This is a genomic window from Cyclobacterium lianum (genome assembly GCF_900143075.1).
Taxonomy (GTDB): Bacteria; Bacteroidota; Bacteroidia; order Cytophagales; family Cyclobacteriaceae; genus Cyclobacterium; species Cyclobacterium lianum.
The window spans coordinates 262,211-287,362 of sequence record NZ_FRCY01000003.1 but is presented as its reverse complement, the minus strand read 5'-3'; the positions used below and the strand labels follow the sequence as shown (position 1 = coordinate 287,362).

The following is a 25,152-nucleotide window of genomic DNA, read 5'->3' as shown; positions in this document are numbered from 1 at the left end:
TACCGGGAAAGCGAATCGGTAACATTATTGACCCCAACGAAGAAAATAATATCAGATGCTAGCCCGGATAGTTTTTTTATTGATCGGACTGATATGTAGTTGCTGCCAGTCGGAGCAGGCAGAAGCACCTGTTCTGGATTTGACAGGTGCGACGATTGGTAACGTTGCTATCGACGGGCAGGAGATGGCCGAGAATGTGCCATTTGACCAATCTATACAGCTTCACTTCTCTGTACCCCTCAGGCCGGAATCTCTTACCGGAAATCTAATACTCACAAATACGGATACCGGAGATGAGGTCACAGTAAACTCCAGCTTTCTGGATGGCAATAAATCCATCAGGTTGCTGCCTGTAGGCGTGCTGGAGGAAGGCGCCAGGTACACGCTGCAAATTCTCTCAGGTATACGGGGTCAGGATGGCCAGGAATTCGTGGGTAAGGAACTCAGATTTTCAACCCTCGTAACATCCATCTCCGTGAGTTCTTTTACACTTTTGGATGCAAGCCGGTTGGGGAGTCGCCACTGGGTTGATGCCAATCTCGAATTTCAATTAGATCTACAGTTTTCGTATCCCGTTTCATTGAATGAGGATGCGATAAGATTGGAGGAAACGGGAGAAGGGATTATTCCTATACAGTTGGTTCATGTCGAAGATTCGCTTCATTACCAGATCCGGTCCCTGGCTCCTCTTGGGGATCTGAGACAGTTTACCCTAATGATACCCTCAGGAGAGGATGCATGTAGTGGCATTCCCATAGAAGCATTTGAGCTTACTTTCTACACGGAGCCTGCAGAAAACACCAAATTCCCTCTAATTGATCAAAATGCGCTTTTGGAGAAAGTTCAGGCACAAACTTTCCGGTACTTCTGGGATTTTGCACATCCTGTAAGTGGCCTGGCGAGAGAGCGCAGCAGTTCAGGAGACCTGGTTACAATTGGTGGGTCGGGATTTGGGATCATGGCGCTCATGGTGGGGATAGAAAGAGACTTTATCAGCAGGGAAGCCGGGATAGACAGGTTGAATAAAATGGTTGGTTTTCTGGAGCAGGCCGATCGATTTCATGGGGTATGGCCTCACTGGATGAATGGCAATAGCGGAACGACCATTCCCTTCAGTGCGCTTGACAATGGTGGAGATTTGGTAGAAACGGCACTTTTGATGCAGGGGCTGCTGACTGTACGTAGTTATCTTGATGAAAGCCGCTCCGAGGAAAAACTGCTGCAGGACAAGATTACCCGCCTTTGGGAGGAGGTAGAATGGGACTGGTATACCCGGGGAGGTCAAAACCGACTCTACTGGCATTGGTCAGCAGATTTGGGCTGGGCCATGGATATGTCAGTATCCGGATATAATGAAGCATTGATCGTCTACGTCCTGGCGGCTTCGTCACCTACCCACCCGATTGACGCAACGGTGTACCATGAAGGTTGGGCCAGAGATGGGGCTATTAGAAATGGACAAAATTACCACGGTTATTTACTTCCTCTGGGCCCGGACAGGGGAGGTCCGCTGTTTTTTGCCCATTATTCATTTCTGGGATTAGACCCCAGAAAACTTGCAGACAGGTATGCCAGCTACTGGGAGCAGAATCGCATACACAGCCTGATCAACCGGGCCTATTGCATACAGAATCCACTTTCATTTGTAGGATATGGCCCCAGATCCTGGGGATTAACTGCAAGTGATAACCCCGATGGCTATGCAGCGCATTCCCCATCGCGTGACCTGGGGGTGATCACGCCTACAGCAGCCTTGTCTTCCATGCCCTATACGCCCGGGGAATCGATGGCTGCGCTTGAATTCTTTTATTATCAACTGGGAGACCGGCTTTGGGGTGAAATGGGTTTCCTGGATGCATTTGACCTGACAAGACAATGGTTTGCTGCTGACTACCTGGCCATAGATCAGGGGCCTATTTTGCTGATGATAGAAAACCACCGATCCGGATTGCTTTGGGATTACTTCATGCAAAATGAGGAAATCACCGCAGGATTGGAAAAATTAGACTTTACCTATGAATAACATTAAATGCAGGACCATGAAAATAAATGCTTGTAACCTGATATGGCTGTTGATGCTGGCGGGATATTCCTGTGCGCAGAAGCCCGAGGCAAACAGTGAAGTGGAATCCAGAGCCTATGACAGGCATGTAGAACTGAGTTGGCATCCAATAGCTGATGCCGATAATTATGTCGTTTATGTACGAAAGGAAGATGGAGAATATGCCAAAAGGGCAGAATTGTCCGATACCCTCTACCTGGATTTTGTGAATGATCTGGGCAAAAACCTGGGGCTGCACTATAAGATAGAGGCCCGGACCGGGGAGAGTTCCAGGCTTGTGGGGGAAGTGGCCGTAGAAACAAAGACCATGAGCGAGGAGGAGCTGCTGAACATGGTTCAATATTACACTTTCAGGTATTTCTGGGAGGGTGCCGAGCCCAATTCAGGAATGGCCAGGGAACGGATTCACATCGACGGAGAATATCCCCAGAATGACCAAAACATTGTGACCACCGGTGGTACCGGATTTGGATTATTCGCACTTCTCGCAGGTTTGGAGAGAGGCTGGATTACTGCGGCGGAAGGCCTCGCCAGGTTCGAAAGAATAGTTGATTTTCTCCAGCAGGCGGATCGTTTTCATGGCATCTGGCCACATTGGATCAACGGCGAGACGGGAAAGGTAAAGCCATTTGGCAGGGATGATGATGGAGCAGATCTGGTGGAATCGGCTTTCCTGATGCAGGGACTGCTGGCAGTCAGGGAATATTACCGGGACGGAACCGAAAGAGAGAAATCTCTGGCGGACAAGATCGATAATTTGTGGAAGGATATGCAATGGGACTGGCATACGCAGGATGGACAGAACGTACTTTATTGGCATTGGTCTCCCAATTTTGGCTGGCAGAAAAATTTTGCTATCCGGGGCTATGACGAGTGTCTCATCACTTATATTCTGGCCGCCTCTTCTCCCACCCATTCGGTGCCGGAGCAGGTGTATCATGAAGGGTGGGCACGCTCAGGTAACATTCAAAATGAAAGCAGCGCCTATGGGCACCCGCTACCCCTATCTCACAACGGGTCCCCTGAATACGGTGGTCCCTTGTTTTGGGCGCATTATTCCTATCTGGGATTGAATCCGAAAGGATTAAGTGATAGATACGCTGATTATTGGGAACATAACCGCAACCATAGCCTGATCAACCGGCAATGGTGTATAGAGAATGAGGCAGGATATAAAGGGTACGGACCCGATTTATGGGGCCTGACAGCGAGTTATTCTACCAATGGCTATTCCGCCCACCGCCCCGGCAATGATTTGGGCGTCATTTCGCCTACAGCTGCCCTGTCATCCATGCCCTATACGCCTGAGGAAAGTATGGCGGTTCTCAAGAATCTTTACTACAATTACGGGGAGAAGACTTTTGGCCGGTATGGATTTTATGATGCTCTGAGCCCTGAAGAAGCCTGGTATCCGCAGCGGTATCTGGCAATTGACCAGGGTCCTGTCGTAGCGATGATAGAAAATTACCGCTCCGGCCTTGGCTGGAACCTTTTCATGCAAGCCCCGGAAATAAAGGAAGGCCTGAAGAAACTTGGTTTTAGTTTCCCGGAATAATTTCCAGAATTTGCGAAGCAGAAAAACCGGTGGTTTTCGGAACAGGCTTGCATTTGTATTGTATATTCAGGCAAATTTAGCCATAGCCTGCTGATGCCTACCAATAAGCCTACGTTTCTCGTGTCCATTGCTGCCTGTCTGATTTTTTTGTTTCTGGCATTTAGTATTCCTGTGGAGTTCAAAGTCTGGATTCAGGATACGGCAGCCCGCACGCTGGATTATTTTGGGGGCTATTACCTTTTCCTGGGCCTGGCGATTGTTCTGGCGTTATTGTCGATTGCGGTATCTCCTCTGGGAAATACCCGATTGGGTGATGGACCGGTAGCGTACGGATGGTTTTCCTGGGTGGCCATGCTGTACAGTACCGGCATGGGAGCAGGTTTGATGCTGAGGGCGGTTCAGGAACCGGTATATTACTATACGCAGGCGCCGCGACCTTCAGTACTTGATCCGGATATCTTTGCCCTGGAATATACGTTTTTTCACTGGGGATTGACCCCCTGGGCCTTCTATGGGATGTTTGGTCTGATCATCGGTTATCTGGTATATGGGAAGGGAAGGCTAATGCTCAGTTCGTCTGTACTGGCAGGCAGGTTTCAAAAACCCTGGCTGAGTGTACCGATCGACGTGATCACTATCATCAGTACGCTATTTGGTGTGGTTGGTGCGGTAGGATTGGGCAGCCGGCAGTTGCTGGCCGGATTTAGGGAGCTTTTTGGCCTGCTGGATGTCAACTACACCAACAATGCCTGGGTAGTGGTGTTTCTGGGGTCTCTCGCCACGCTGTCAGCCTTCACGGGATTGAGCCAGGGAATCCGTAATTTGTCAAGGTTCAATATTGCTCTGGCATTGTTTTTAATGCTTTTTACCTGGTTTTCCGGAGATCTTTTTGGCGTATTTGTGACTTTTTTCTTGGCACTGACAAGTTACTTGCAGGATTTTTTGCCCATGAGTCTCAATATTGGATCAATGAAAGTGGAGCAAGACTTTCTGATGGACTGGACTTATTTTTATTGGGCATTCTGGCTTTCCTGGGCTCCGTTTACGGGAGTATTTATCGCCCGGATCTCCAGGGGCCGGACTTTTCGGGAGTTCATTCTGGGGGTGCTGCTCGTGCCTTCACTCGGGACCTTTTTCTGGTTTGCGGTATTTGGCTCTCAGGCCTTTGCGTTGATTGGGGATCCGGAGACCTATGCGGGACAGTTTGACTCGCTATATGGTTCCATATTTGTATTTTTTGACAGTCTGCCTATGGCAGGGATTATCAAATCATTGGGATTGCTGTTGGTTTTTACTTTTTTAATTACTTCCATTGATTCGGCCATCTATGTATTGGGAATGTTTGCAGATAATGGCAACATGGAGCCCAGAAAAAGAAATCTCCTTGGATGGGGGCTGATCCTGGTATTATTTACGGTAGCCACCATTTTTGTGGGCCGGGAACAACTCCTGGAATCGATCAGTCAACTGCTGGTATTGATGGCCCTTCCATTTAGTTGGGTATACCTGCTGATGATCAGTAGTTTTCTTTATATCTTGTACCGAAGCAAATGAGCATGGGAACATATATAAATAAATTGTCAGGGCTGATTACTGCCTTAGGCATCGTTCTTTTTACAGCAACCTGCCATACAGGAAAACAGGCTGAAAATTTTGTGCGTTTTGAGAATACCAAACACCGCGGAGTCTGCTGGGTAGGTAGCAGGAATCCTTTGAAAGGAGGAGAGATGGCGGGTGCTACTGCTGCAGGTGTAAGCCACATATCACAGACGCCGTTTGGCTGGCAGGAAGATCCGGCAGACTCCCGGATCAGGTGGGAAATGCACAGCGATAGGATGTGGTGGGGGGAAAGAAGCGAAGGCCTGACCGCAACTATTGATACCGCTCGTAGCCAGGGTTTAACCAGTATCATCAAGCCCCATATATGGGTATCTGGCTCATGGCCCGGGGAAATTGCCATGAAGTCTGAGCAAGATTGGAAGGAGTGGTTTGAGAATTACCGGAGATTTATTCTACACTACGCCGCCCTTTCCGAGGAGCGGAATCTGCCCTTGTTTTGTATAGGCACAGAACTGGAAAAAACCAGCCACCGGGAAATGGAATGGAGGCAAATCATCACTGCAGTAAGAGAGGTGTACTCCGGCAAACTGACTTATGCCGCAAATTTTACCGAATATGAATCCATAAGATTTTGGGATGCGTTGGACTATATCGGTGTTCAGGCCTATTTTCCACTCGCTTCCGGTGAGAACCCAGCTTTAGATCAGCTTATGCTGGGCTGGGAGAGGGTAATTCCAGACCTGGAAAAAATTAATCTTAAGTATAAAAAGCCGATCTTATTTACCGAGCTCGGATACTGCAATACCAGCGACGCGGCGGATGCTCCCTGGCTTTGGCCAAAGGACAGGAAGCAGGCAGTTTTGTCGGAGGAGGTTCAGGCCCGCTGCTATACGGCATTTTTTGAGTCAGTCTGGCATCAACCCTGGTTTCAAGGCGTGTATTTCTGGAAATGGTACCCTGAACGGGGCAACAGACAACCTGATTTCAGCCCTCAGCACCAAATGGCCCAGAAGGTAATGAAAAACTATTTCACTGGTTCATCGGAAAAACTATAACCAGGTAAAACACCTCAAACTGATTCCCCGGATAACCAATCAGGTCCATTCTCCCTTAATCAGCTTAACAATAGGCGAAGTTTTTCTGTTGCGGTAAGCATGTATTACCGTGATGATCAACAGCAAACCTGCTATTGCAATGGCTGAAAAGGCCACTTTGGGGTAACTTTGACCTTGTTTTGCAGCGATGGCCACGAGGCCCCATGCACCCACCAGGGCTGCTTCCCGCATGTTTCTTCGAAGGGTTATCCAAATGTAAATGATACCGGCAACGATCAGTAAAAGCACAGCCCATACTGTCTCGGAAAAAGCCCCGGATAGCAAATTAAAACTTTTCAGACTTACAGCAATATTCAGCACTGTAGCCAACACAATCCAGCCGGTGTAGATACAGACGGGCCACCAAACCCAAAAAATAACCTGAAGCGGAGCATCGTAAATTTCCAGGCGAAGCCGCAGGATCAGCCTTACCAGCGAAAACAGAAGCAGTGATATCAGCAATACAGATAACAACAGGTACTCCGCCGTCCATGCCCATACCCAAAAAGCATTGGCCAGATTGGCGAAAGTAAACCAAATACCGGTGGGAATAACGGTGAGGGACTGCCGTCCGGTGGCATAGGTATACCACTGATATATCAGAAATGCCGTCAATGCCAGGTAGATCAATCCCCATATGGAGAAAGCATAGGCAGCCGGCGTGATGGCCGTAGGATAAAGGCTGCTGATCTCTCCGACACTATTTTGGAAGTACTTTCCGGTTCCACCCAGGTAATTGATAGTCAAGGTAAACACCAGACTCAAACTATTTAAAACAAGTAAAGTAAGCGGTTTCATAAATTATTTTTTTTGGTTAAACTAGCTGTCCAGGCCCGGTGATCAAGCGAAAATGCCTGGCTTCAAAATCAGGTACCATGTCCCCGGCACTGCCCGGATCTATTAAAGGTTACAGGTTTCCGGTATAAGGATCAGGTCAATAATTCCGATTTTTTAATTGCTCTGTAGGTCCTTTTTCTGAGTAGGGGAAGACTTTTGGCATAGTACAGGCCCATAACCAGCACACCAAGGCTCCCCATCATCAGGGCAAATGGAGCTCCCATCCAATCAGTGAGCAATCCGATAAGGAAGCTCCCCAGCGAAAGCGCACCCATGAATAACATGATGTAGAAACTCAAAACCCGGCCTCTTTTTTCTTCCGGAGCTATGGTTTGCAGCAGGGTATTGGAACCTGTGAAGATGATCACCCTGCCCAACCCGGTGGTTATCAGCGCAAGGAGAGACAACCACAATATCGTGCTGAACGAAAAAACTGCCAATCCCAGACCAAAAATCAATGTACCCAATAAAATCAGCTTATCCAGTCCTACTACATTATTTCTGGCCCCGACAAAAAAAGCTCCCAGCAAGGATCCTATTCCGACGGCACTGGTCATGTAGCCAAAAATCACCGCATCTCCCATAAATACCTCTGCAGCCATTACGGGTAGGATCACCATGTAAGAGACACCAATCAGGGTAATTCCCGCGACAAATAATATCAGAAAGCGTATGTGTCTTGTTTTGATGGAAAAGACTGCTCCTTCCCGAAACTCTTTTGCAAAATTTTTACCTTTTCGTTTTTTCCCGGAGGGCCGGTATTCAATATAGGTAAATATTACTACCACTGCACTACTTGCAACGGCATAGAGCAGAAAGCAATACCCCTCACCGATGATGGGAATGAGTATGCCGGCCAGAGCTGGCCCCACAATCCGGGCTGTGTTGAAAAGCGAAGAATTTAGGGCGATGGCATTGGTCAGGTAGGTTTTATCTTCTACCAGATCATTGACAAAGGCATGGCGGGAGGGCATCTCCATACCACTGACCAGTCCAAATACGATCTCCAAAGCAAGCAGTGTTTGAAAGCTGATCGCATCGGTGATGGTCAGCAGGGCCAGGATAATGGCGTTGACCGCGATGAGGGATTGGCAGACCATCAACAGGCGGTGTTTATTGTACCTGTCTGCGAGTACGCCCGCGACTGTAGAAAACAAAAACGCGGCGATTTCCCTGGAAAAAGAAACCACGCCCAGCAGCAATGCGGATCCTGTAAGCCGGTAGACCAGCCATCCGACCGCCACCTGTTTCATCATATTGCCCAAATTGGAAAAAGCCTGCCCCATAAAGAAAAACCGATAATTGGTAGAAGACAGTGATTTAAAAATCAGCAGGGCCATGAAGCGTTAATTTGTATAAGGCTTGTTTCGTCAAAGGCAAAAATCAATCGTCAATTCCTGTCCTTTGACAATATTAACAATTGATTTTTGCTGAATTTGGTTTCAATGGTCTGTCAGACGATTGGATTCACGGACGAAATCTTCCCAGGCTTCCCAGGCCTCTTCCTTCATTACCCGGGGAAATTTTACCTGTCCCCCTTTCTTCTTTTGCTTTTCGTTGTAATCAATAAAAATGCTTGCAGGAATCAGCTTTGCATCAATCGATTTCAGGGCCTTATTCCTGGCCACCTTATAGTTCTTATTTTTTTCCTGCAGGCATTGATCCAGAAATTCGGTCAGCGCTGCTTCATCGGCCTCACCTGATTCTTTGCCCAGATACCAGCGATGCAGGTACTCGCCATTTTCCCGGACTGCACTCACGGTATATTCGGGAACAGTGATGTTGAATTTTTCCTGCACAGCTTCTATGGCCTGATCCATCTGATGCACACTGAGTTGGCTACCCACCACATTAAGAAAGAACTTGGTTCTTCCGGTAATTTTTATCTCTGCCTTCTCTTTGTTGGTAAAGGAAACCGTGTCGCCGATCATATACCTCCAGGCTCCGGCCACTGTAGAAATAACCAATATGTAATCTTTATTTTCTTCGACTTCAGCTATGGTGAGCGCTTTCGCATCAGGATGAATGGTCCCCGAATCGGTCATGTTTTCGGGTTCGAAAGGGACAAATTCAAAGAAAATACCATTGTCCAGTACAAGCGCCATAGCATCCGTATCTGGCCTGGCCTGAAAAGCAAGAAATCCTTCCGATGCGAGATAGGTATCGATGTAGATCAAAGGGTGAGCAAGATTTTGCTCAAAACTTTTTCTGTGGGGCTCGAATGCTACACCTCCGGGTGTATAGACAGCCAGATTGGGCCAAATGTCATGGATGGTGTCAACTCCATGGTGGGATATCACTTTTTTCATCATCAATTCTATCCAGGAGGGTATCCCCGAAATGCTACCTATATCCCAGTCTGCTGCCTGCTCTGCAATTTTTTCTATTCGTTCATCCCAGTCTTCGATGGCCGATATCTCAGGTCCTGGTTTGTAAAAATTGTTGAACCAAAAAGGAATCTGGCTGGCGCTGATGCCGCTGATTTCGCCTTCCAGAAAGCCGTTGTCTTCTTGTAGGTCGGTTGAGCTGCCCAGCATCATGATCTGCCTTTCAAAAAAGTCTGAAGGCAGATCATACTTAGATAGGGTCATGATCTGTTGTATGCCTGTTTTCCTGATGGAATCCAGCATATCGTCTGTGACCGGAATGTATTTGCTATTGCTGGTGGTCCCTGAGCTGACCGCAAAAAAACGATTGATCCCGGGCCAGGTGATGTCCTCATGCCCTTCACGGATTTTTTTCCACCAAAGATCATACAGCGCATCATAATCGTGAAATGGGACCTGCTGCTGAAAGCTGGATATAGGGTTTTCTGATTTGCCAATATTTTTAAAACCATGGTATTTTCCAAATGAGGTGTCTTTGGCTTTATCCAATAGTTCCTGCAATACTTTGTTTTGTTTCTCTTCCGGCCTGGATTCAGTGTTTAGTTTTTCACCTAAATCAATTGCCTTTTTTATCAATTCACCGATGACGGGCATACCTTGCTGTGTAAAGTTTAGAATTAAACGATTTTATACATGATGACTAACAATTATCAGACCATATTGCTTTCCCCGCAAATCGTTGACGTTAGGGCATTTGGTTAAATTTTAATTGCAGGACTGCGTAATTTTTTTTACATTTTCAAAGGAATCAAACAGTTCAGCAAATGCAATACCTACATCATTATTATAAAAGCAGGCCTCTGCTAATTTCACTGATTACACTTACAGCAGCGGTTTTATTGCCTGTAACCATCCATCTTGCGCCTCCAGTGCAGGGGACCCCTTTGGGCGCTATATTGTTGCCCATGTTTTATGTTCCGCTGATTGCCCTGGTACTTTTGGGAAAAACTCCAGCATTGGCTGCGGCGGCCCTGTCACCGGCATTAAATTTCTTGATTTCAGGCAACGACCAATGGTCTCTGATGCTTTTGCTTACCTTGGAGCTGGTGTTTTTTACGCTTTCTCTGGCCTATCTGAAAAATAGATTGGGTACCGGCTGGGCAGTACTACCCTCTCTATTGGTGGCCAAACTGATTGGCGCTGCTGCCCTAGTCTGGCTCCAGTATGCTTCGTTGTCTCCGGTAGATTATTTTCTCGGATCCCTGAGCAGGGGCTGGGCCGGAGCAGTTGTCCTGATTGTGCTTGGATTTGTGGTAGCCGGGACATCCAGAGATCACCGCAGGGACTAGCTGCGGTTAAACCCGTTCATTAGCGTAGAGAGAAATGCAGGATAAAATTGATATTAGCTTTGACGCCATCAGCGAAGCGCTGTATGCTTTCGATTTTCCCGAAGTTGACCTGGTCCTGGGTATCGGAAGGGGAGGAGTGTATCCGGCCTGTATGATCGCACATCAGTTGGGTGTGTCGATGAAAGTGGTTCGGGTCAATCACAGAAATGATGAAAATGAGCCGCAATACCAGCAGCCTCAGATATTGGAGGAGTTCAACTGGGATTTTTTTAGCTATCCGCGAATTCTGGTCGTTGATGATGTGGCCGTTACGGGCAAGACACTGGCATTGATCAAAGAGAAATTGGCAAAGAATGAAGTGCATACCTTTGTGTTGAAAGGAACGGCAGACCTGGTATTATTTCCAAAAGTAAAGTCCTGTGTCAATTGGCCATGGAAAAAAACGTGAATGGGATGAAATACAGCATTTTGCTCTTGCCCCTGGGCTGGTTTTTTTTGCTGCAAAGCCCCCTGGCTGCTCAGCAATCCGACACCCTGGGCCTGGATCAGGTAGTGGTGACCGGCACCCGTATGGCACAGGATGCCTCTCAGATCTCCTCCAGTATATCCGTTGTCGATAAAGGCCAGTTAAACGCCTCCGGGCATATCAACGTGCTGCCTGCCCTGGTGAGACACGTGCCCGGGCTGATGGTGAATGACCGATCTCTGTTGGGGTTTGGAGTAGGACCGGGGTCTGGTGGAAACATCTCGATCAGGGGAATCAGTGGCAGCCCGAATAACAGGGTTTTGGTTTTAATCGATGGACAACCTCAATTTATGGGGATTTTTGCGCATCCCATTGCGGATGCATATCAGAAATCAGATTTTGAAAGGGTAGAGGTCATTCGGGGAGCAGCCGCCGTACTTTATGGAAGCAATGCCATGGGAGGGGCCATTAATCTGATTACCGACAAGGGGGGCAAAGAGGGCTGGTCAGGGCAAATCGGCGCTGCTTCAGGTAGTTTTGGTACGCATAGTTTTACAGGTAAAGTAAATTTTGAGAAAGGAAAATGGCAGTCGTTGGTCTCTTTGAACAGGAGCAAGACGGAGGGTTTCAGAAAAGATGCCCGGGATAGTTTCGAAAACAGTGCACTCTTTTACAAACTGAGTTTTCAGGCTGAGGAAAATATCAATCTTATGGCTGATTTTCAATTGTCAGACGCTGTTTACTATCACCCTGGAACTTTGGCCTCCCCATTAACCGAGGACCGCAGAGCCTATTTGCGCGGTAGAGTCTCCCTGGGTGTAAAAAACCAGGGGGATAGAATTTCCGGGGCGGCCTTATTCTTTCACAATTTCGGCAACCATGATTTTAAAAGCGGCTTTGAGTCAACCGATTTCAGCCAGGGGTTTACCCTTTATCAAAATCTGCAGTTGATCCCCGGGCAAACCCTGACTCTGGGCATTGATCACAACCGCTTTGGGGGGGAAGCTGTAAACCCGAGCCTGCCGCCGGCAGCGGCTAAAGGGCTTGATATAACACATAGGATCAACCAAACTGACATTTACCTACAGGTGGAACAATCGATTTGGGAAAGACTACATGTAAACGTAGGCCTAAGGGAGATAAACAACGCCCAGTTTGGAAAATCTACGGTACCGGGCTTTGGCTTCTCCTATGAATTCAACCCGAAATACCTGCTAAAAATGTCCTCTGCCAAAGCTTTCAGGAGCCCATCTGTGGTAGACCTCTTTTTATTCCCTCCATCCAATGATGCATTAAATCCCGAAACTCTTTGGAATCACGAGCTGACCATTACCCGCTCCATTCCTGACAGGGATTTGGAGATGGACCTTGTATTTTTCTATACCAAGGGAGATAACCTGATCCAAATAGATCCTTCGGAAAGCCCTCCGGTGAATAGAAATACCGGAGCCTTCAGAAACCGCGGCCTGGAAAGTCAGGTTCGTTATAGCCCGGGGGAAACAGTTGACCTGGTTTTTAACTATAGCTTCCTGGATGTGACCGATAATGTGCTGTTTGCTCCGCGGCATCACCTCAATATGCAGGTCCGGAGACAGATCGGGAAGTTTTCAGTCACCCCTTTTTTGCAACAGGTTTTCGGACTGAATAACAGTCCTCAGGCGGAAGACGAGACCATCGATTATACCCTTCTGAATATTGACTTGAACTATCAGGTTATTGAAAATGTGAGCTGTTATGTACTCGCCAACAATCTGTTTGATACCAGCTATCAATTGGAAAATGGCTATCCCATGCCCGGGATAAATATTACTGCAGGAATAAATGTTGAATTCTAACCCAGAAAAAGATGAATACCGGAAATGATAAAAACAGAAGAGTCTTTCTAAAGTCCCTGGCAGGATTGACTGCAGGCATCATGTTGCCGATGAATGTAATGGAGTTGCAGGGAGCTGAAGCCAGATCGAGTATGGATAAATTTGTGCTGCGCGACAAATGGGGGGACCTGTTGCCTCAGCGCAAATTTGGCAACACCGGAGAAGCGGTGACCATGCTGGGTTTGGGTGGGGCGCATATAGCCAGGATGCCCGAGGCGGAGGCAGAAAAAACCATTGAGACAGCGATAGCAGGAGGCATACGTTTTTTTGATAACGCCGAATCCTACGGCAATGGAACAGGTGAGCGCAGGTATGGACAATTTCTGACCCCAAAATACCGGGACGTGGCCTTTATCCAAAGCAAAACCACAGCACGAGACGGTAAAACAGCAGAAGCACACCTGGAAGGTACTTTGAAGCGAATGAAGACCGATTATCTGGATTTGTGGTTGATCCATGCCGTTACGAGTCCGGGCGATGTGGACAACCGGCTGAAAAATGGCGTATTGGACGTGGTCAGAAAAGCGCAGGAAAGTGGCAAGGTGAGGTATGTGGGATTTTCCGGACACTCGGATTACAATGCACACCTGCGCATGCTGGAAAGCACCGACCTGCTTCAGGCCTGTCAGATGCCCGTCAATGCGTTTGATCCAAACTACAAAAGTTTTATCAATAATGTAATGCCCGTGTTGGTCGAAAAAAAAATGGCTCCCATGGCCATGAAAACTCTGGCCAATGGTGGATTTTTTGGAGGCACATCCCATTTTAACCATGGCGACAAACCGAAGATCATTCCCAATGCACTTTCTGTAGCGGAAGCAGTGCATTTTTCCTGGTCCCTGCCGATCAGCGTGTTGATCACCGGGGCTGATAATGCCAGCATGCTGGAGGAGAAAATCGGTCTGGCCAAAAGCTTCCGGGCTTTTGATACGGCTACTAGAAACAAGCTGGTTGAGAAAGTAGCCCGATTTGACGGGAATCTGGTGGAGTATTATAAAGTTTGAGTCTACCGGAAATCTTTGACCTATATCGTTTAAATTTCAAAATCTGTAACAGAAGCCCGGGGGTACAAGTTTTTTCAACTAATCAAAAGCAAAGTTTCAATGATAAATTAAATTTTTATAAATTTGACCATTGAAAATTTCGGATAGACTATTCAAATCTCCTATCTGGCTAATTATAAATTGTTCAATATAGTTTTCATTTAACGGCCAATGAAAGGGGTTTCAATAACAACAATCAATCTTTTAAAACGATAGACTAGACAACTACATTATGGAAAAAATTAAAGTAGGAATCAATGGATTTGGTAGAATAGGGAGGCTTGTATTCAGGGCTGCCCAGGAAAGAGACGATATTCAGATAGTGGGTATCAATGACCTGATCGATGTTGATTACATCGCATATATGCTTAAATATGACTCCACCCATGGACCATTCAAAGGGGATGTTTCCGTGGATAATGGCAAATTGGTCGTCAATGGAAATGCCATCCGCGTGACTTCAGAAAAAAACCCGGCAGATCTGAAGTGGTCTGATGTGGGAGCTGAAATCGTCGTAGAATCTACCGGACTGTTTCTTACCAAGGATAGCGCCAAGGGACACATTGCTGCAGGTGCAAAAAAAGTGGTGATGTCTGCTCCGTCAAAGGACGATACGCCTATGTTCGTTATGGGTGTAAATGAATCTTCGTATGCATCAGACATGACATTTGTTTCGAATGCATCTTGTACAACCAATTGCCTGGCTCCCCTTGCCAAGGTGGTGAATGACAATTGGGGTATTGAGGAAGGACTGATGACTACAGTCCACGCTACTACTGCTACGCAGAAAACAGTAGATGGCCCCTCCGCAAAAGACTGGAGAGGTGGAAGAGGTGCCGGCCAAAACATCATTCCATCATCTACAGGAGCAGCGAAAGCCGTGGGAAAGGTGATTCCCGAGCTGAATGGCAAGTTGACAGGAATGGCGTTCAGAGTACCTACCCCCGATGTATCTGTAGTAGACCTGACCGTGAGGCTTTCAAAGGCAGCATCCTACGAAGAAATATGTGCCAAGATGAAAGAATCTGCCGAAGGAGATCTTAAAGGTATCCTGGGGTATACGGAAGATGCAGTGGTTTCCAACGATTTCATCGGAGATGCGCGTACCTCTATCTTTGACGCTGGTGCAGGTATTCAGCTCAGTGATAAATTTGTGAAGCTGGTGGCCTGGTATGACAACGAGTGGGGTTATTCAAATAAGGTCGTAGATCTGGTAAGCTATATTGCAAAGAAGTAAATCGAAATTGGTATTTTAAAATAGGGCTGAAATCAATTTTAGCCCTATTTTTTTTGTCCCCTCTCGTAGCTTTCGATCCATTCTTCGAGACTTATTTTTTCCATCAGCTCGCCAATAAGTGCGAAAGGAATGGCATCGACTTTTTTGAACCTGATACAGCTTTTTCCCATATCCAACTTCCTGTCGCTGTGGCGGGGATACTGCTCCTTAAACCAATCGAGTAGGGCTTCATTGGTATACAATCCCAGGTGGTACAGGGCGATATAATGCTTCTGGTTGGCCAGGTTGACAAACGGCAAGGGTAATCTGGGGTCTACATGATACCCTTTTGGGTATTTTTCCAGCGGGACTACGTACCCTATCATTCCATAACTAAGCGTCTCTTTAAAACCATCCGGTAGGTGTAGGAGAATGGTTTGCCTTAGTTTCGAAAAGGCTTCCTTTCTCTCATCGGGTATGGACTGCAGGTAGGAACTGATACTTTCTGAAGGTGTTGACATGATGGTTGAATTTATTAAAGAGATTGATACCATTAGATTACCTGGCGCGCCATGTGCGAATTGGCATGAAGGCATATATTTTCTGTTTTCCTTTTCTATTCATCAATATAAGTATAAATTTATTTATTAGATATATCGCGATAAGCCTTCATTTATTTCAATTATAGGTTTGAGGGACGATCTTAAAGGTTGGAGCGATGCCAGAGTGGATTATCACCTGCCCGATTGCATCCTTATAGTTTTCACCTGACAATAAACATAAACCCAAATAATGGACAGAAGAAAATTTATCAAGTCTGGACTCCTGATGTCAGCATGCATCAGCCATGGCCCGCAGTGGTTAGGTCCTGATTACAATCGCGTTCCTGTCAGAATTACCGACGGACCGGATGGGCACTGGTTTGGTTATTATGACAAGTGGCAGGTTGACCCTTCGGGGCGGTATGCTCTGGGATGTAAAGTCGGTTTCGAAGGGAGGTCTCCCCGGAAGAACGACAAGCTGGAAATCGGCTTGATTGATTTGGAAAGGGATAATAAATGGAAACGTATCGGCGAATCATCTGCCTGGGGATGGCAACAATCCTGCATGCTCCAATGGATTCCGGGATCTTCAGAAGAACTCATTTGGAATGATTTGGAGAGCGGACAGTACGTAAGCCGGGTCTACCATATCAGAAAGCAGACCACCCGTACCTTGCCGCGACCGGTCTATGCGCTGGCACCCAATGGCAAATACGCAGTAGGTACAGCATTTAACAGGATTCAGAACCTGCGACCAGGGTATGGCTATGCCGGGATCCCCGATCCATACCGGCAGACCAAAGCTCCCGTTGCGATAGGATTGTATACCATGGACCTCAAATCCGGAGATTCCAAAGAACTGTTGAGTCTGGCAGAACTGGCAGCGATTCCCCATTTGGGTGAGGATATTGAAGACAACTGGCATTGGTTCAATCACCTGCTGGTAAGCCCGGATTCCAAACGGCTACTGTTTCTACATCGGTGGAGGCCCGAAATACTTGATAATCAGACCATGGCCAGGACCGGCTTCGTTACCCGAATGATCACTGTAAATACTGAAGGAAAGGACCTGTACATCGCAGACCCTTCTGGAAATTCCTCCCATTTCGTATGGAGAGATCCGAACCACATTATGGTATGGACCAAACCGATAGGTAAACAATCGGGATTCTGGTTGCTAAAGGACAAGTCCGAACAAATGGAACTAATCGGGGCAGAAGACATGACCAGAAACGGGCACAATACCTACGTGCCCCACACGAATGAAGAATGGGTGCTGAACGATACCTATCCGGATAAAGACAGGATCATTACACTCTATCTCTACCATATTCCGGGCAAAAGGAAGGTTATCTTAGGCAGGTTTCATTCTCCGGAACGGTTTGTCGGGGAATGGCGCTGCGACCTTCATCCACGCTGCGATCAGCAGGGTAGAAGGGTCTTTTTTGATTCTACACATGAAGGTAGCCGGCAGATGTACTATCTGGATATTTCCGATATCGTAGGCACCTGACAAACTAGCGTCCGGCCTTTCCTACACCTTCCATCAAACCCCTGATGTATCCGATAGCATAGAGCGTTCCAATGGTGCTGTATCCTGGTTTATCGTTGGTATCTCCCGCCATGGTAGGTACATGATCAGGACGAATTGGCCCCTTGAAAGCGATCTCATCCAATGCTTTCATGGCTTCGTACATATCCGTTTTGCCTTCATCATGAAAGGTCTCCTCAAAATTGTTTTTGTGTCCCTTCACGTCCCGGAAATGGACGAAATGAATGGCCTCTTTCCGGCCGAAATAACGGATGGCTTCAGGGATGTCTACACCACTATTTTCCTCTCCCATGGATGCGAAGCTCCCCTGACAAAAGGTGATGCCATTGTAAACGCTGGGCGCCATGGTAAGTAATTTTTTGAAGGCGTCTACCGACGTCATGATTCTGGGAATTCCCTGAATATGGGATACCGGAGGGTCGTCCGGATGAAGCGCCAATTTGATCCGGTATTTTTCTGCCTCCGGAATCACCGCATCCAAAAAATACTGCAAGTTGTCCCACATCATGGGGTGACTCACCTCGCCATAGTCCCGGATAAGTGGTTTGCCCTCAATGTCTTCTATATCGAAAGCACTTACCAGTGCACCGCCTCTTCCTTTTCTTTCCATATCTGTTCTGGCCCAACTGATAACAGGCATCCAATTGTAGCAAATGGTATCGATGCCTTCCAGGGAAAGATTCCTCATAAGGCTGATAAAATTCGAGATCTCTTCGTCCCTTCCCTCAAGACCCAATTTTGTATTGGTACCCAGGGAAGGAGGTCCTTCGATCACACGCAACTGAAGCCCTTCCCTTTCCCAGGCAGCTTTAACGCCTTTGATTACTTCTCTTGACCAGGGTTTGTGCTGGCTCAGTCCGGCCATGGCGGGATTGAGTCCACCTACCGCTCCCGATACATCCATCTGTCTTGCAAGTGCGGTCTTTCGCTTCTCGACTCCCCAGAAATAAGCGAGGCACAATTTCATACCCAGATCCCGATGGTAGGTTCCACCCGGGATGGCTGCCGGTCGGGGGTAAGCCAGTGGTCCGGCTAGGCTAATCCCGGCGAGTCCACCTGCTTTTTTAAGAAATTTTCTTCTTTCCTTACTCATTTGAAAATCCAAAAAGTTTGCTCGCAAAATCCATGTACTGCTCCCAATCATAGGGAGTAAGGTTATGTTTTCCGGCTCGTATGTGATGTCCGGCATAGGGCAGGTGTACAGGAGATTCCGGGTGGGGTAGATCTGCAGAAAACCCGCCGTCCATCTGATATATTTCCCGGTGCACCCTGGTACCGTGAAATAGCGAAAGGTACTCACCTTTGGGGTCTGCCCATTGATCTTCAGAGGCACTGGCTACATATACAGCCCGGGGCGCAATTGCAGCAATCAGCATGTGTTGATCCAGAGGGAGCAACTCTTCCTTGCCGTTGTATTGGTTGAAATTATCTGTAAACCAATATGGAAAATTGGTGTTGATACGTCTAACTGTCTCGCCAAACCTTCTCCTGGATAGTGCTGCCCCTCCGCAACCGGAATTATTCGAAATGGTAATGGCCCAGCGGGAATCCTGTGCACCGGTCCATAGTGAAGCCTTCCCTCCGCGCGAATGCCCAACCACAGCAGCTTTACCTGCGTCAATCATCGGATCTGTTTCAAAATAATCCATGGCTCTCATGGCTCCCCATGCCCAGGCGCCCAGACCACGCATACCATTTTTCTTTTCAAGTTGCTCTGGATATAAGGTCTCCAGGATATCTTCCTGAAAGGTCTCGTTGTTATCATCGGAGACGTCCATAACGTGAAAAGTAGCTGCCGCATAGCCCCTGTCAACTATCGCCTCCGCCGGCCAAAAACCCATTTTGACTTTTCGGGTAGGATCAATATTCTCCGGGTCCCTATGATTGATCAATAAAAATACCGGAGCAGGTTTGGGTGCTTCTTTTGGAATGAAAAGGATTAGTCTAACGGTAACGGACTGACCATTTCGGCTTACCTCAATATCAATTTCTTTCAAATGGGCATCACCGTTCATGGCTTCCCCGTCCTCTGAAGCAAGGATAAAGCGCATGTTATCCATACTTCCCGGAACTTGTCCGTAAACATGATCCTCAAATAAGCGTAATATTTCATGTCTTCGCTGGTGTTCCCATTCCTGAACCGAACCGATCAATTTTCCATTAAGAGATACAAAGGGGTCGGGAAGGGCATAGGCGGGAACTTTAGATTCCTCATAGTTAAACTCCTCCTGTGAAGAAGCCGGGCGGGACAATAAACATAAAAGGCTAATGGCAAGCAGTGCTTTATAGTACATAGGTTTCAATTGTTGGGTTTACAAGAACTGCAATATAAAAAAACCTGCCAGAATACAGGAGTGAGTAGGCTGTATTATGGCAGGGAATATGTCTTTATAAACGATCGGGACCTTACTTTTTGGTCGTGATGATGACCACACCATTTTTAGCTCTCTCTCCGTATAAATTAATCTGGTTATTTTTCATTACTGAAATGGATTCTATATCCGCAGGCCTGGTATGCTCTAGAAATTCCTTCCCATTTTGAACCACGCCGTCGAGCACATACAAAGGCTCCACCCGGAGTTCTGTAGGCTCTTCCTGCGCTGGTTTCGCATAGTGGATTCTATTTAGCCCGTTTTCCTTAAGCGCATTCTGGACATCCTGAATGGTACCCATTTTCAAGTCATTGGAAGCAAAAAGTTCTACCTCCATTTTTTCAGGATCCCAGTCATGATACCGGATCATACTTGCTATACCTTTTGAAAGTCCTTCGGTCAATGGCAGTGTCATTCCATTGAAATTGATGTATTTGTCGTTGATGATTTTAAGGGGTATTTTAGGCTTCAGCGGAGGTAGTTCTGGCCTGATCCTGCGTTTTCCAGTTGATACATAGCCGTTTACAGTAATCTCTTCCCCGAATTTTTCCTTCTGGGACGGAGGGAGTGCGGCTCCACTTCCCCGCAACTGGAAAATCACCGGCAGCAGGATCTGGTATTCGGATTGGGCAATCACCGGTTCCAGGGCGGGCAAATCTTCCATTACCTCTAAAAGTATGGCTTCTGTCTCGGGCGATACGCTCTCTACAATCTGGTAATCGGTTACCGCTCCAGACTGGTTTGCTGTAAGTTGCACCAGTACTGTTCCAATATGTGCTTCATTGCGATCCCCAAATGGGTATACCAGGTTTTTTGCGAGGTGAGTTTTGGCCGCTATACCCAGGTTAATAGCGCCTGTCTTCAGATCGCTGCTGTCCGGATACATCAAACTCCGGGGAGATTCCGAAATGGCGATAGTCTGGCTCTCATCATCATTTACCGAAGGATTACTGTCTGCTTTTGTGTCAGCAATTGCTGATTGATCGGGTACGGTAATGGAACTTTCTGGATTGGAAATATACAGGTGGGTATGAACCAGTACGGCTGCAGGATTACCATTATCCCGCCCGGATTGCCACCTGGGCGCATCCTGGTTTTGTAACGCTGCGAGCAGCTTTTGGTCTATGTTTACGTTCAGACTTTTTTTGATGGACGGATGGGTAATTTTCCCCTCCTGATCAATAATAAATTCTAAAACCACCGGTCCGGATACAAATGGGAGATGACCACCATGGCGTGGAATTTGTTGTTGGAGGTAATCGTGCCAGCTTCCCCAACCTGTCAAGGGCTCAGGCCTTTTCTCTACCTCGTCGAAAAGAAGTACATTTTCATATTTTTTTATCAGGGTGGAGTTGCTGCGCAGGGATTCGATCAATTGAACGACCCTGTGATAGTCCTTCTCATTCCTGATACCGGTAAACTCATAGGAAAGTTCTCCCAATTGTGCAACCAGCTGTTCATTTTCCAGAACGCCGATACTTTCATAATGTAATGGATTTTTGACATTTTTCACGCGGATTCCTACCTGAATAGAATCCTGGGCTGCCAGAATCTGATTTTTTAAAAAGGCCGTCGGCTGCGTCTTAAACTGGTTGAGTAATCTGATTCCTTTATTTGTCTTCATGGATACCAGGCCAAAAAGCATGATCATCAGCGGCAGCAGCATGATCAACTTAAACCGGTTTATAGAATAGGGTTTTTTCATCATCACAATTCGTTTTAGGGTGGTAGACCGGATAAAGTAATTACCAATGGGTAAATCGATACCCTTGAAAGCCATCTTCACCAGCAATCTTGGGTAGGATTCCTTGCAGGTGGTCTCTGCCAATACACGGGCATCTGCCTGGTATTCGTGCAAGTCTATCAGGGCATAACGCATTAAATGAATCATCGGATTAAACCAGAATATGATGCTGAGGAATTGGTAATATAGTACATCATAGCTGTGTTTTTGTTTTACATGCTCCAGTTCATGTTGTATGATCTGTTTCTTTTCATTGTCACTGAGCTGTTCGTTTTCATCCCAGAAAATTTTGTCAAAAAATGAAAATACGGGTGCCATGCCGAAAGTTGGAACTTTAAAATAGTTGTCGCTCAGGATATATTTGGTTTGGTACCAGCCTTTTTCCAGGATCTGGCGCAACTGGAAATACTGCCATACTAATTTGCACAACAACATAACTACTACTACCAGATACCCAAACATGAGATAGTCTTTTACTTCCCACAGGAGGGGAAGTTTGCTTCCCGTAACAGTGATTTCGGGCAAACCAAATGTTCCGATAACTTCATTGGCATCCTCTGTTTGAATGGCTCTGATAAATGCCGTATTTTCCAGAGAAATATTGGGTTTGTCAAATGGCACCGGAATTTTCACAATTGGGAATACCATGGCCAGCAGGGGAGTTACCAACAGGTAGACCCGGTTTAGCAAAAATGTCTTTTCATTTTTTAAAAAGACCCAATACAATCCGTAAAAAAAGGCGAGGCAAAAGGTACTTTGCCAGATGAAATTGATCAGTTGTGTCATGTGTTTTGATTTTATACGATTGACATGTTGAATGAAACAAAAGACTCCTGAAATGCTTTTCATTTCCTGTGGCAGACTCATTTCTATTTCATTTACCAGACCAGGAAGTAATGTATTCACTCAAAACTGATTCCCGGCAACCCTTAGATGGAAATCAATTTAAGATAAACTTAACCATTTAGTTTTTAAAAACCTAGCCATTTTTTTATTTTTTTTAAAAAAATTGTACAACGAGATCGCACGCCAGGTTTAAACATAGGTCACAAAACCTCTAACCGTTCCTTGCCCTATTTCTATTGAATCTCTCCTATATATATGGGTATCTACAAGCAGATGCTTCAATATCTATTTCAGAAATGAAGACAGGTTATATACATAAACAGTTAGTCGGATATATATTGTGGGAATTAATACAAGCTAATTTCTGAAATTGGTATAGTATTTGTTATTTATATATAAAATGTTACTAACTTGAAAAAATATAATTTCTATTCATCTAATAAATCTTAATTAAGTATTTATGTCAATTCAGGAGTTTTTAAGCAAGCATGCAGATCTTCAAAAAACAGACAATGTGTTTTATATGGAAGATGCAGAGGGAACGGTATTTCATTCCATTGATGATGCCCACAAAAAAGGAAAGCATCCCTTTGTCACCAAAAATGTAAAAGACACTGCCTTGGCAGATTTGGGAGAGCTGGGCATACATTCAAAGGCCGAAGCGGCCAGGTTTATTTCCCTTGTTCAATTTATATATGGGGTGGACAGTAAAGGTGAAAAGTCATCGGGACGAGGAAGGAGAACTTATTCCAATCAGGAAAAAGCCAATATCCTTAATGCCTGGAAAAAAGCCGAGGCAGAGGGCAAGTCCAAGGCAGAATTCAGCAAGGAGACTGGTGTCACCTACCAAACCCTGTTCAAGTGGATCAAAGAGTCTCAATAAAGCAGTAGCCTTTCAGGTATGGATTCAAATAGGTCCCAAACCAAATTTTGGACCTATATGAAAGCCATGATTTTTTGCTGGAAATTTTGAAAATGCACCTTTGCCTGATCCAACCGATTTATCTGGTGGCCGTCATATAATCTGATGGAAAGCTGAGTGATTTAATTGCAATCAGGCAGTGGAGTCTGTAGATCGCTTTGGTGGAAGCGGTTTCAACCATACAAAAAGTAAAAAGCCCCCTTATATTCATAATAAGGGGGCTTTTGTACACCCGGAAGGATTCGAACCCTCAACCCTCGGAGCCGAAATCCGATATTCTATCCAGTTGAACTACGGGTGCTTGCTGGCATTGGTGCCGCAAAAATAGTAAATTTTATTTAGCCTTTCAGTACATTTTGAACTTTTTCTGCAGCTTCCTTAAGGGTAATTGCAGAAGTAACCTTTAGGCCGGACTCATCTATAATTTTTGCTCCTTCCTCGGCATTTGTTCCCTGAAGTCTTACGATAATGGGTACCTGAATGTCTCCAATCGACTTGTATGCTTCCACCACACCAGTGGCGATCCGGTCGCACCTCACGATGCCACCAAATACATTGATAAGGATGGCTTTTACTTTGGGGTCTTTCAATATGATCCTGAAACCTGCTTCCACTGTCTGGGCATTTGCTCCTCCTCCCACATCAAGAAAATTAGCGGGATCGCCACCAGAGAGTTTGATCATGTCCATCGTTGCCATGGCCAGGCCTGCACCATTTACCATACAGCCCACATTGCCATCCAGTTTGACGTAATTCAGTCCTGACTCTCCTGCTTCTACTTCAAGCGGGTCCTCTTCATCCAGGTCTCTCATTTCCGCCAGCTTCTTGTTACGGAAAAGCGCATTGTCATCCAGGTTAACTTTAGCATCTACGGCTAAGATCTGGTCGTCAGATGTTTTCAGGACAGGGTTAATTTCAAATTGTGAGGCATCGCTGCCATCGTATGCGGCATACAGTGCCATGATAAATTTAACCATCTCTTTGAATGCATTGCCCTGCAGTCCCAACTGAAAGGCTACTTTTCTTGCCTGATAGGGCTGTATGCCCAGGGCAGGGTCTACCCATTCCTTAATGATTTTTTCCGGATTGTGCTCTGCAACATCTTCAATATCCACCCCACCTTCGGTAGATGCCATGATCACATTGCTGCCAGTTGCCCTGTCCAGCAATATGGATAAATAATATTCTTTTGGCTCTGATTTGCCCGGATAGTAGACATCCTGGGCCACGAGAATCTTCTTGACAAATTTTCCTTCTTCACCTGTTTGAATGGTTACCAATGTTCCATTCAGAATATTTTTGGATTTTTCCGGAACCTCTTCCAGAGATTTCGCCAGAACTACCCCTCTTGAACCAGTTTCCTTAATTTCACCTTTACCTCTGCCACCGGCGTGAATCTGAGCTTTTAGCACATACCAGGAGGTCCCGGTAGATTCATTTAGCTGCTTTGCAGCTTCCTCAGCAGCTTCAGGGCTATCGGCGACGATACCTTCCTGGATTTTTACTCCATAAGATTTTAAAACTTCCTTGGCTTGATATTCGTGTATATTCATTCTGGTCAAAATTTTTGCCCGAAGTTAATGTCAATTGTCCGATAATTCAAGATTTGGAGATGGCTTTTTGGTGTTTCGGCTAATCTTTGCGCTTCGCTTTTATCGATTATTCAACATATAGTATTCTAAACCAGCGAAATAACTTATTTGGCAAGGCTAAATCCCCTTTATTGGTCCATTTTTTAATTTTTTGATTAATTTTACCAGAAGCCTGGCTAAGGTTTTTAACTCGAACTGA

19 protein-coding genes and 1 tRNA gene are annotated in these 25,152 nt (G+C 46.2%); 11 read left to right on the top strand and 9 right to left on the bottom strand.

Annotated elements, in window-relative coordinates:
• The first annotated feature begins 55 nt into the window (after positions 1–55).
• The 4 genes from BUB19_RS06215 (at position 56) to BUB19_RS06200 (ending at position 6,232) form a co-directional block, all read left to right on the top strand.
• On the top strand, positions 56–2,023 hold the full coding sequence (locus BUB19_RS06215; RefSeq protein WP_073093666.1) for a glucoamylase family protein: 1,968 nt from the start codon (positions 56–58) through the stop codon (positions 2,021–2,023).
• A gap of 16 nt (positions 2,024–2,039) precedes the next feature.
• Positions 2,040–3,617 (top strand): glucoamylase family protein, encoded by a 1,578-nt coding sequence (locus BUB19_RS06210; RefSeq protein ID WP_073093809.1) that lies wholly within the window; start codon positions 2,040–2,042, stop codon positions 3,615–3,617.
• Between the two features lie 93 nt (positions 3,618–3,710).
• Positions 3,711–5,171 carry a BCCT family transporter gene (locus BUB19_RS06205; RefSeq protein ID WP_073093665.1) on the top strand — a complete coding sequence of 487 codons (1,461 nt, stop codon included), beginning with the start codon at positions 3,711–3,713 and terminating at the stop codon, positions 5,169–5,171.
• A 2-nt stretch (positions 5,172–5,173) separates the two neighbouring features.
• The gene (locus BUB19_RS06200; RefSeq protein WP_073093808.1) at positions 5,174–6,232 is read left to right on the top strand and encodes a glycoside hydrolase family 113; all 1,059 of its coding nucleotides are present in this window, start codon (positions 5,174–5,176) and stop codon (positions 6,230–6,232) included.
• A gap of 39 nt (positions 6,233–6,271) precedes the next feature.
• Here BUB19_RS06200 and BUB19_RS06195 read toward each other — a convergent pair whose 3' ends face one another.
• The 3 genes from BUB19_RS06195 to BUB19_RS06185 all read right to left on the bottom strand — a co-directional run bounded on the left by BUB19_RS06195 (position 6,272) and on the right by BUB19_RS06185 (position 10,089).
• Positions 6,272–7,069, bottom strand: a complete 798-nt coding sequence (locus tag BUB19_RS06195) for a hypothetical protein (RefSeq protein ID WP_073093664.1) — start codon at positions 7,067–7,069, stop codon at positions 6,272–6,274.
• 131 nt (positions 7,070–7,200) lie between these two features.
• On the bottom strand, positions 7,201–8,448 hold the full coding sequence (locus BUB19_RS06190; RefSeq protein ID WP_073093663.1) for an MFS transporter: 1,248 nt from the start codon (positions 8,446–8,448) through the stop codon (positions 7,201–7,203).
• A gap of 102 nt (positions 8,449–8,550) precedes the next feature.
• Entirely contained in the window at positions 8,551–10,089 is a 1,539-nt protein-coding gene (locus tag BUB19_RS06185) for a GH3 family acyl-acid amido synthetase (protein WP_073093662.1), read from the bottom strand.
• Positions 10,090–10,259: 170 nt separating this feature from the next.
• Between BUB19_RS06185 and BUB19_RS06180 the strand changes: the two genes are divergently transcribed.
• From BUB19_RS06180 to gap, 5 genes are all read left to right on the top strand, one after another.
• Positions 10,260–10,784 (top strand): hypothetical protein, encoded by a 525-nt coding sequence (locus tag BUB19_RS06180; RefSeq protein WP_073093661.1) that lies wholly within the window; start codon positions 10,260–10,262, stop codon positions 10,782–10,784.
• A 34-nt stretch (positions 10,785–10,818) separates the two neighbouring features.
• Positions 10,819–11,232, top strand: coding sequence for a phosphoribosyltransferase (locus BUB19_RS06175; protein WP_073093660.1), 414 nt, complete (start codon positions 10,819–10,821; stop codon positions 11,230–11,232).
• A gap of 5 nt (positions 11,233–11,237) precedes the next feature.
• Positions 11,238–13,085, top strand: a complete 1,848-nt coding sequence (locus tag BUB19_RS06170; protein ID WP_073093807.1) for a TonB-dependent receptor — start codon at positions 11,238–11,240, stop codon at positions 13,083–13,085.
• 11 nt (positions 13,086–13,096) lie between these two features.
• Positions 13,097–14,128, top strand: a complete 1,032-nt coding sequence (locus BUB19_RS06165) for an aldo/keto reductase (RefSeq protein WP_073093659.1) — start codon at positions 13,097–13,099, stop codon at positions 14,126–14,128.
• A 271-nt stretch (positions 14,129–14,399) separates the two neighbouring features.
• On the top strand, positions 14,400–15,404 hold the full coding sequence (gene gap / locus BUB19_RS06160) for a type I glyceraldehyde-3-phosphate dehydrogenase (protein WP_073093658.1): 1,005 nt from the start codon (positions 14,400–14,402) through the stop codon (positions 15,402–15,404).
• Between the two features lie 44 nt (positions 15,405–15,448).
• Here gap and BUB19_RS06155 read toward each other — a convergent pair whose 3' ends face one another.
• Entirely contained in the window at positions 15,449–15,904 is a 456-nt protein-coding gene (locus BUB19_RS06155; protein ID WP_073093657.1) for a DUF1801 domain-containing protein, read from the bottom strand.
• 271 nt (positions 15,905–16,175) lie between these two features.
• Here BUB19_RS06155 and BUB19_RS06150 point away from each other — a divergent pair, with 271 nt between their 5' ends.
• The gene (locus tag BUB19_RS06150; protein ID WP_178371444.1) at positions 16,176–17,438 is read left to right on the top strand and encodes a hypothetical protein; all 1,263 of its coding nucleotides are present in this window, start codon (positions 16,176–16,178) and stop codon (positions 17,436–17,438) included.
• 4 nt (positions 17,439–17,442) lie between these two features.
• On the opposite strand, the gene BUB19_RS06145 is transcribed toward BUB19_RS06150, so the two are convergent.
• From BUB19_RS06145 to BUB19_RS06135, 3 genes are all read right to left on the bottom strand, one after another.
• Positions 17,443–18,570 carry a mannonate dehydratase gene (locus BUB19_RS06145; protein WP_073093656.1) on the bottom strand — a complete coding sequence of 376 codons (1,128 nt, stop codon included), beginning with the start codon at positions 18,568–18,570 and terminating at the stop codon, positions 17,443–17,445.
• A complete protein-coding gene (locus BUB19_RS06140; protein WP_073093655.1) occupies positions 18,563–19,771 on the bottom strand; it encodes an alpha/beta hydrolase family protein in 1,209 nt (402 codons plus the stop codon). Before BUB19_RS06140 ends, BUB19_RS06145 begins: the two co-directional genes overlap by 8 nt.
• Before the next feature lie 112 nt (positions 19,772–19,883).
• Positions 19,884–22,379, bottom strand: a complete 2,496-nt coding sequence (locus BUB19_RS06135; RefSeq protein ID WP_073093805.1) for a M56 family metallopeptidase — start codon at positions 22,377–22,379, stop codon at positions 19,884–19,886.
• A 520-nt stretch (positions 22,380–22,899) separates the two neighbouring features.
• Here BUB19_RS06135 and BUB19_RS06130 point away from each other — a divergent pair.
• Positions 22,900–23,322 (top strand): hypothetical protein, encoded by a 423-nt coding sequence (locus BUB19_RS06130; RefSeq protein WP_073093654.1) that lies wholly within the window; start codon positions 22,900–22,902, stop codon positions 23,320–23,322.
• 266 nt (positions 23,323–23,588) lie between these two features.
• On the opposite strand, the gene BUB19_RS06125 is transcribed toward BUB19_RS06130, so the two are convergent.
• Positions 23,589–23,662, bottom strand: a tRNA-Arg gene (locus tag BUB19_RS06125).
• Between the two features lie 37 nt (positions 23,663–23,699).
• Complete coding sequence (gene sucC / locus BUB19_RS06120; protein ID WP_073093653.1) at positions 23,700–24,914, bottom strand: ADP-forming succinate--CoA ligase subunit beta; 1,215 nt, start codon at positions 24,912–24,914, stop codon at positions 23,700–23,702.
• Between the last annotated feature and the right edge of the window lie 238 nt (positions 24,915–25,152).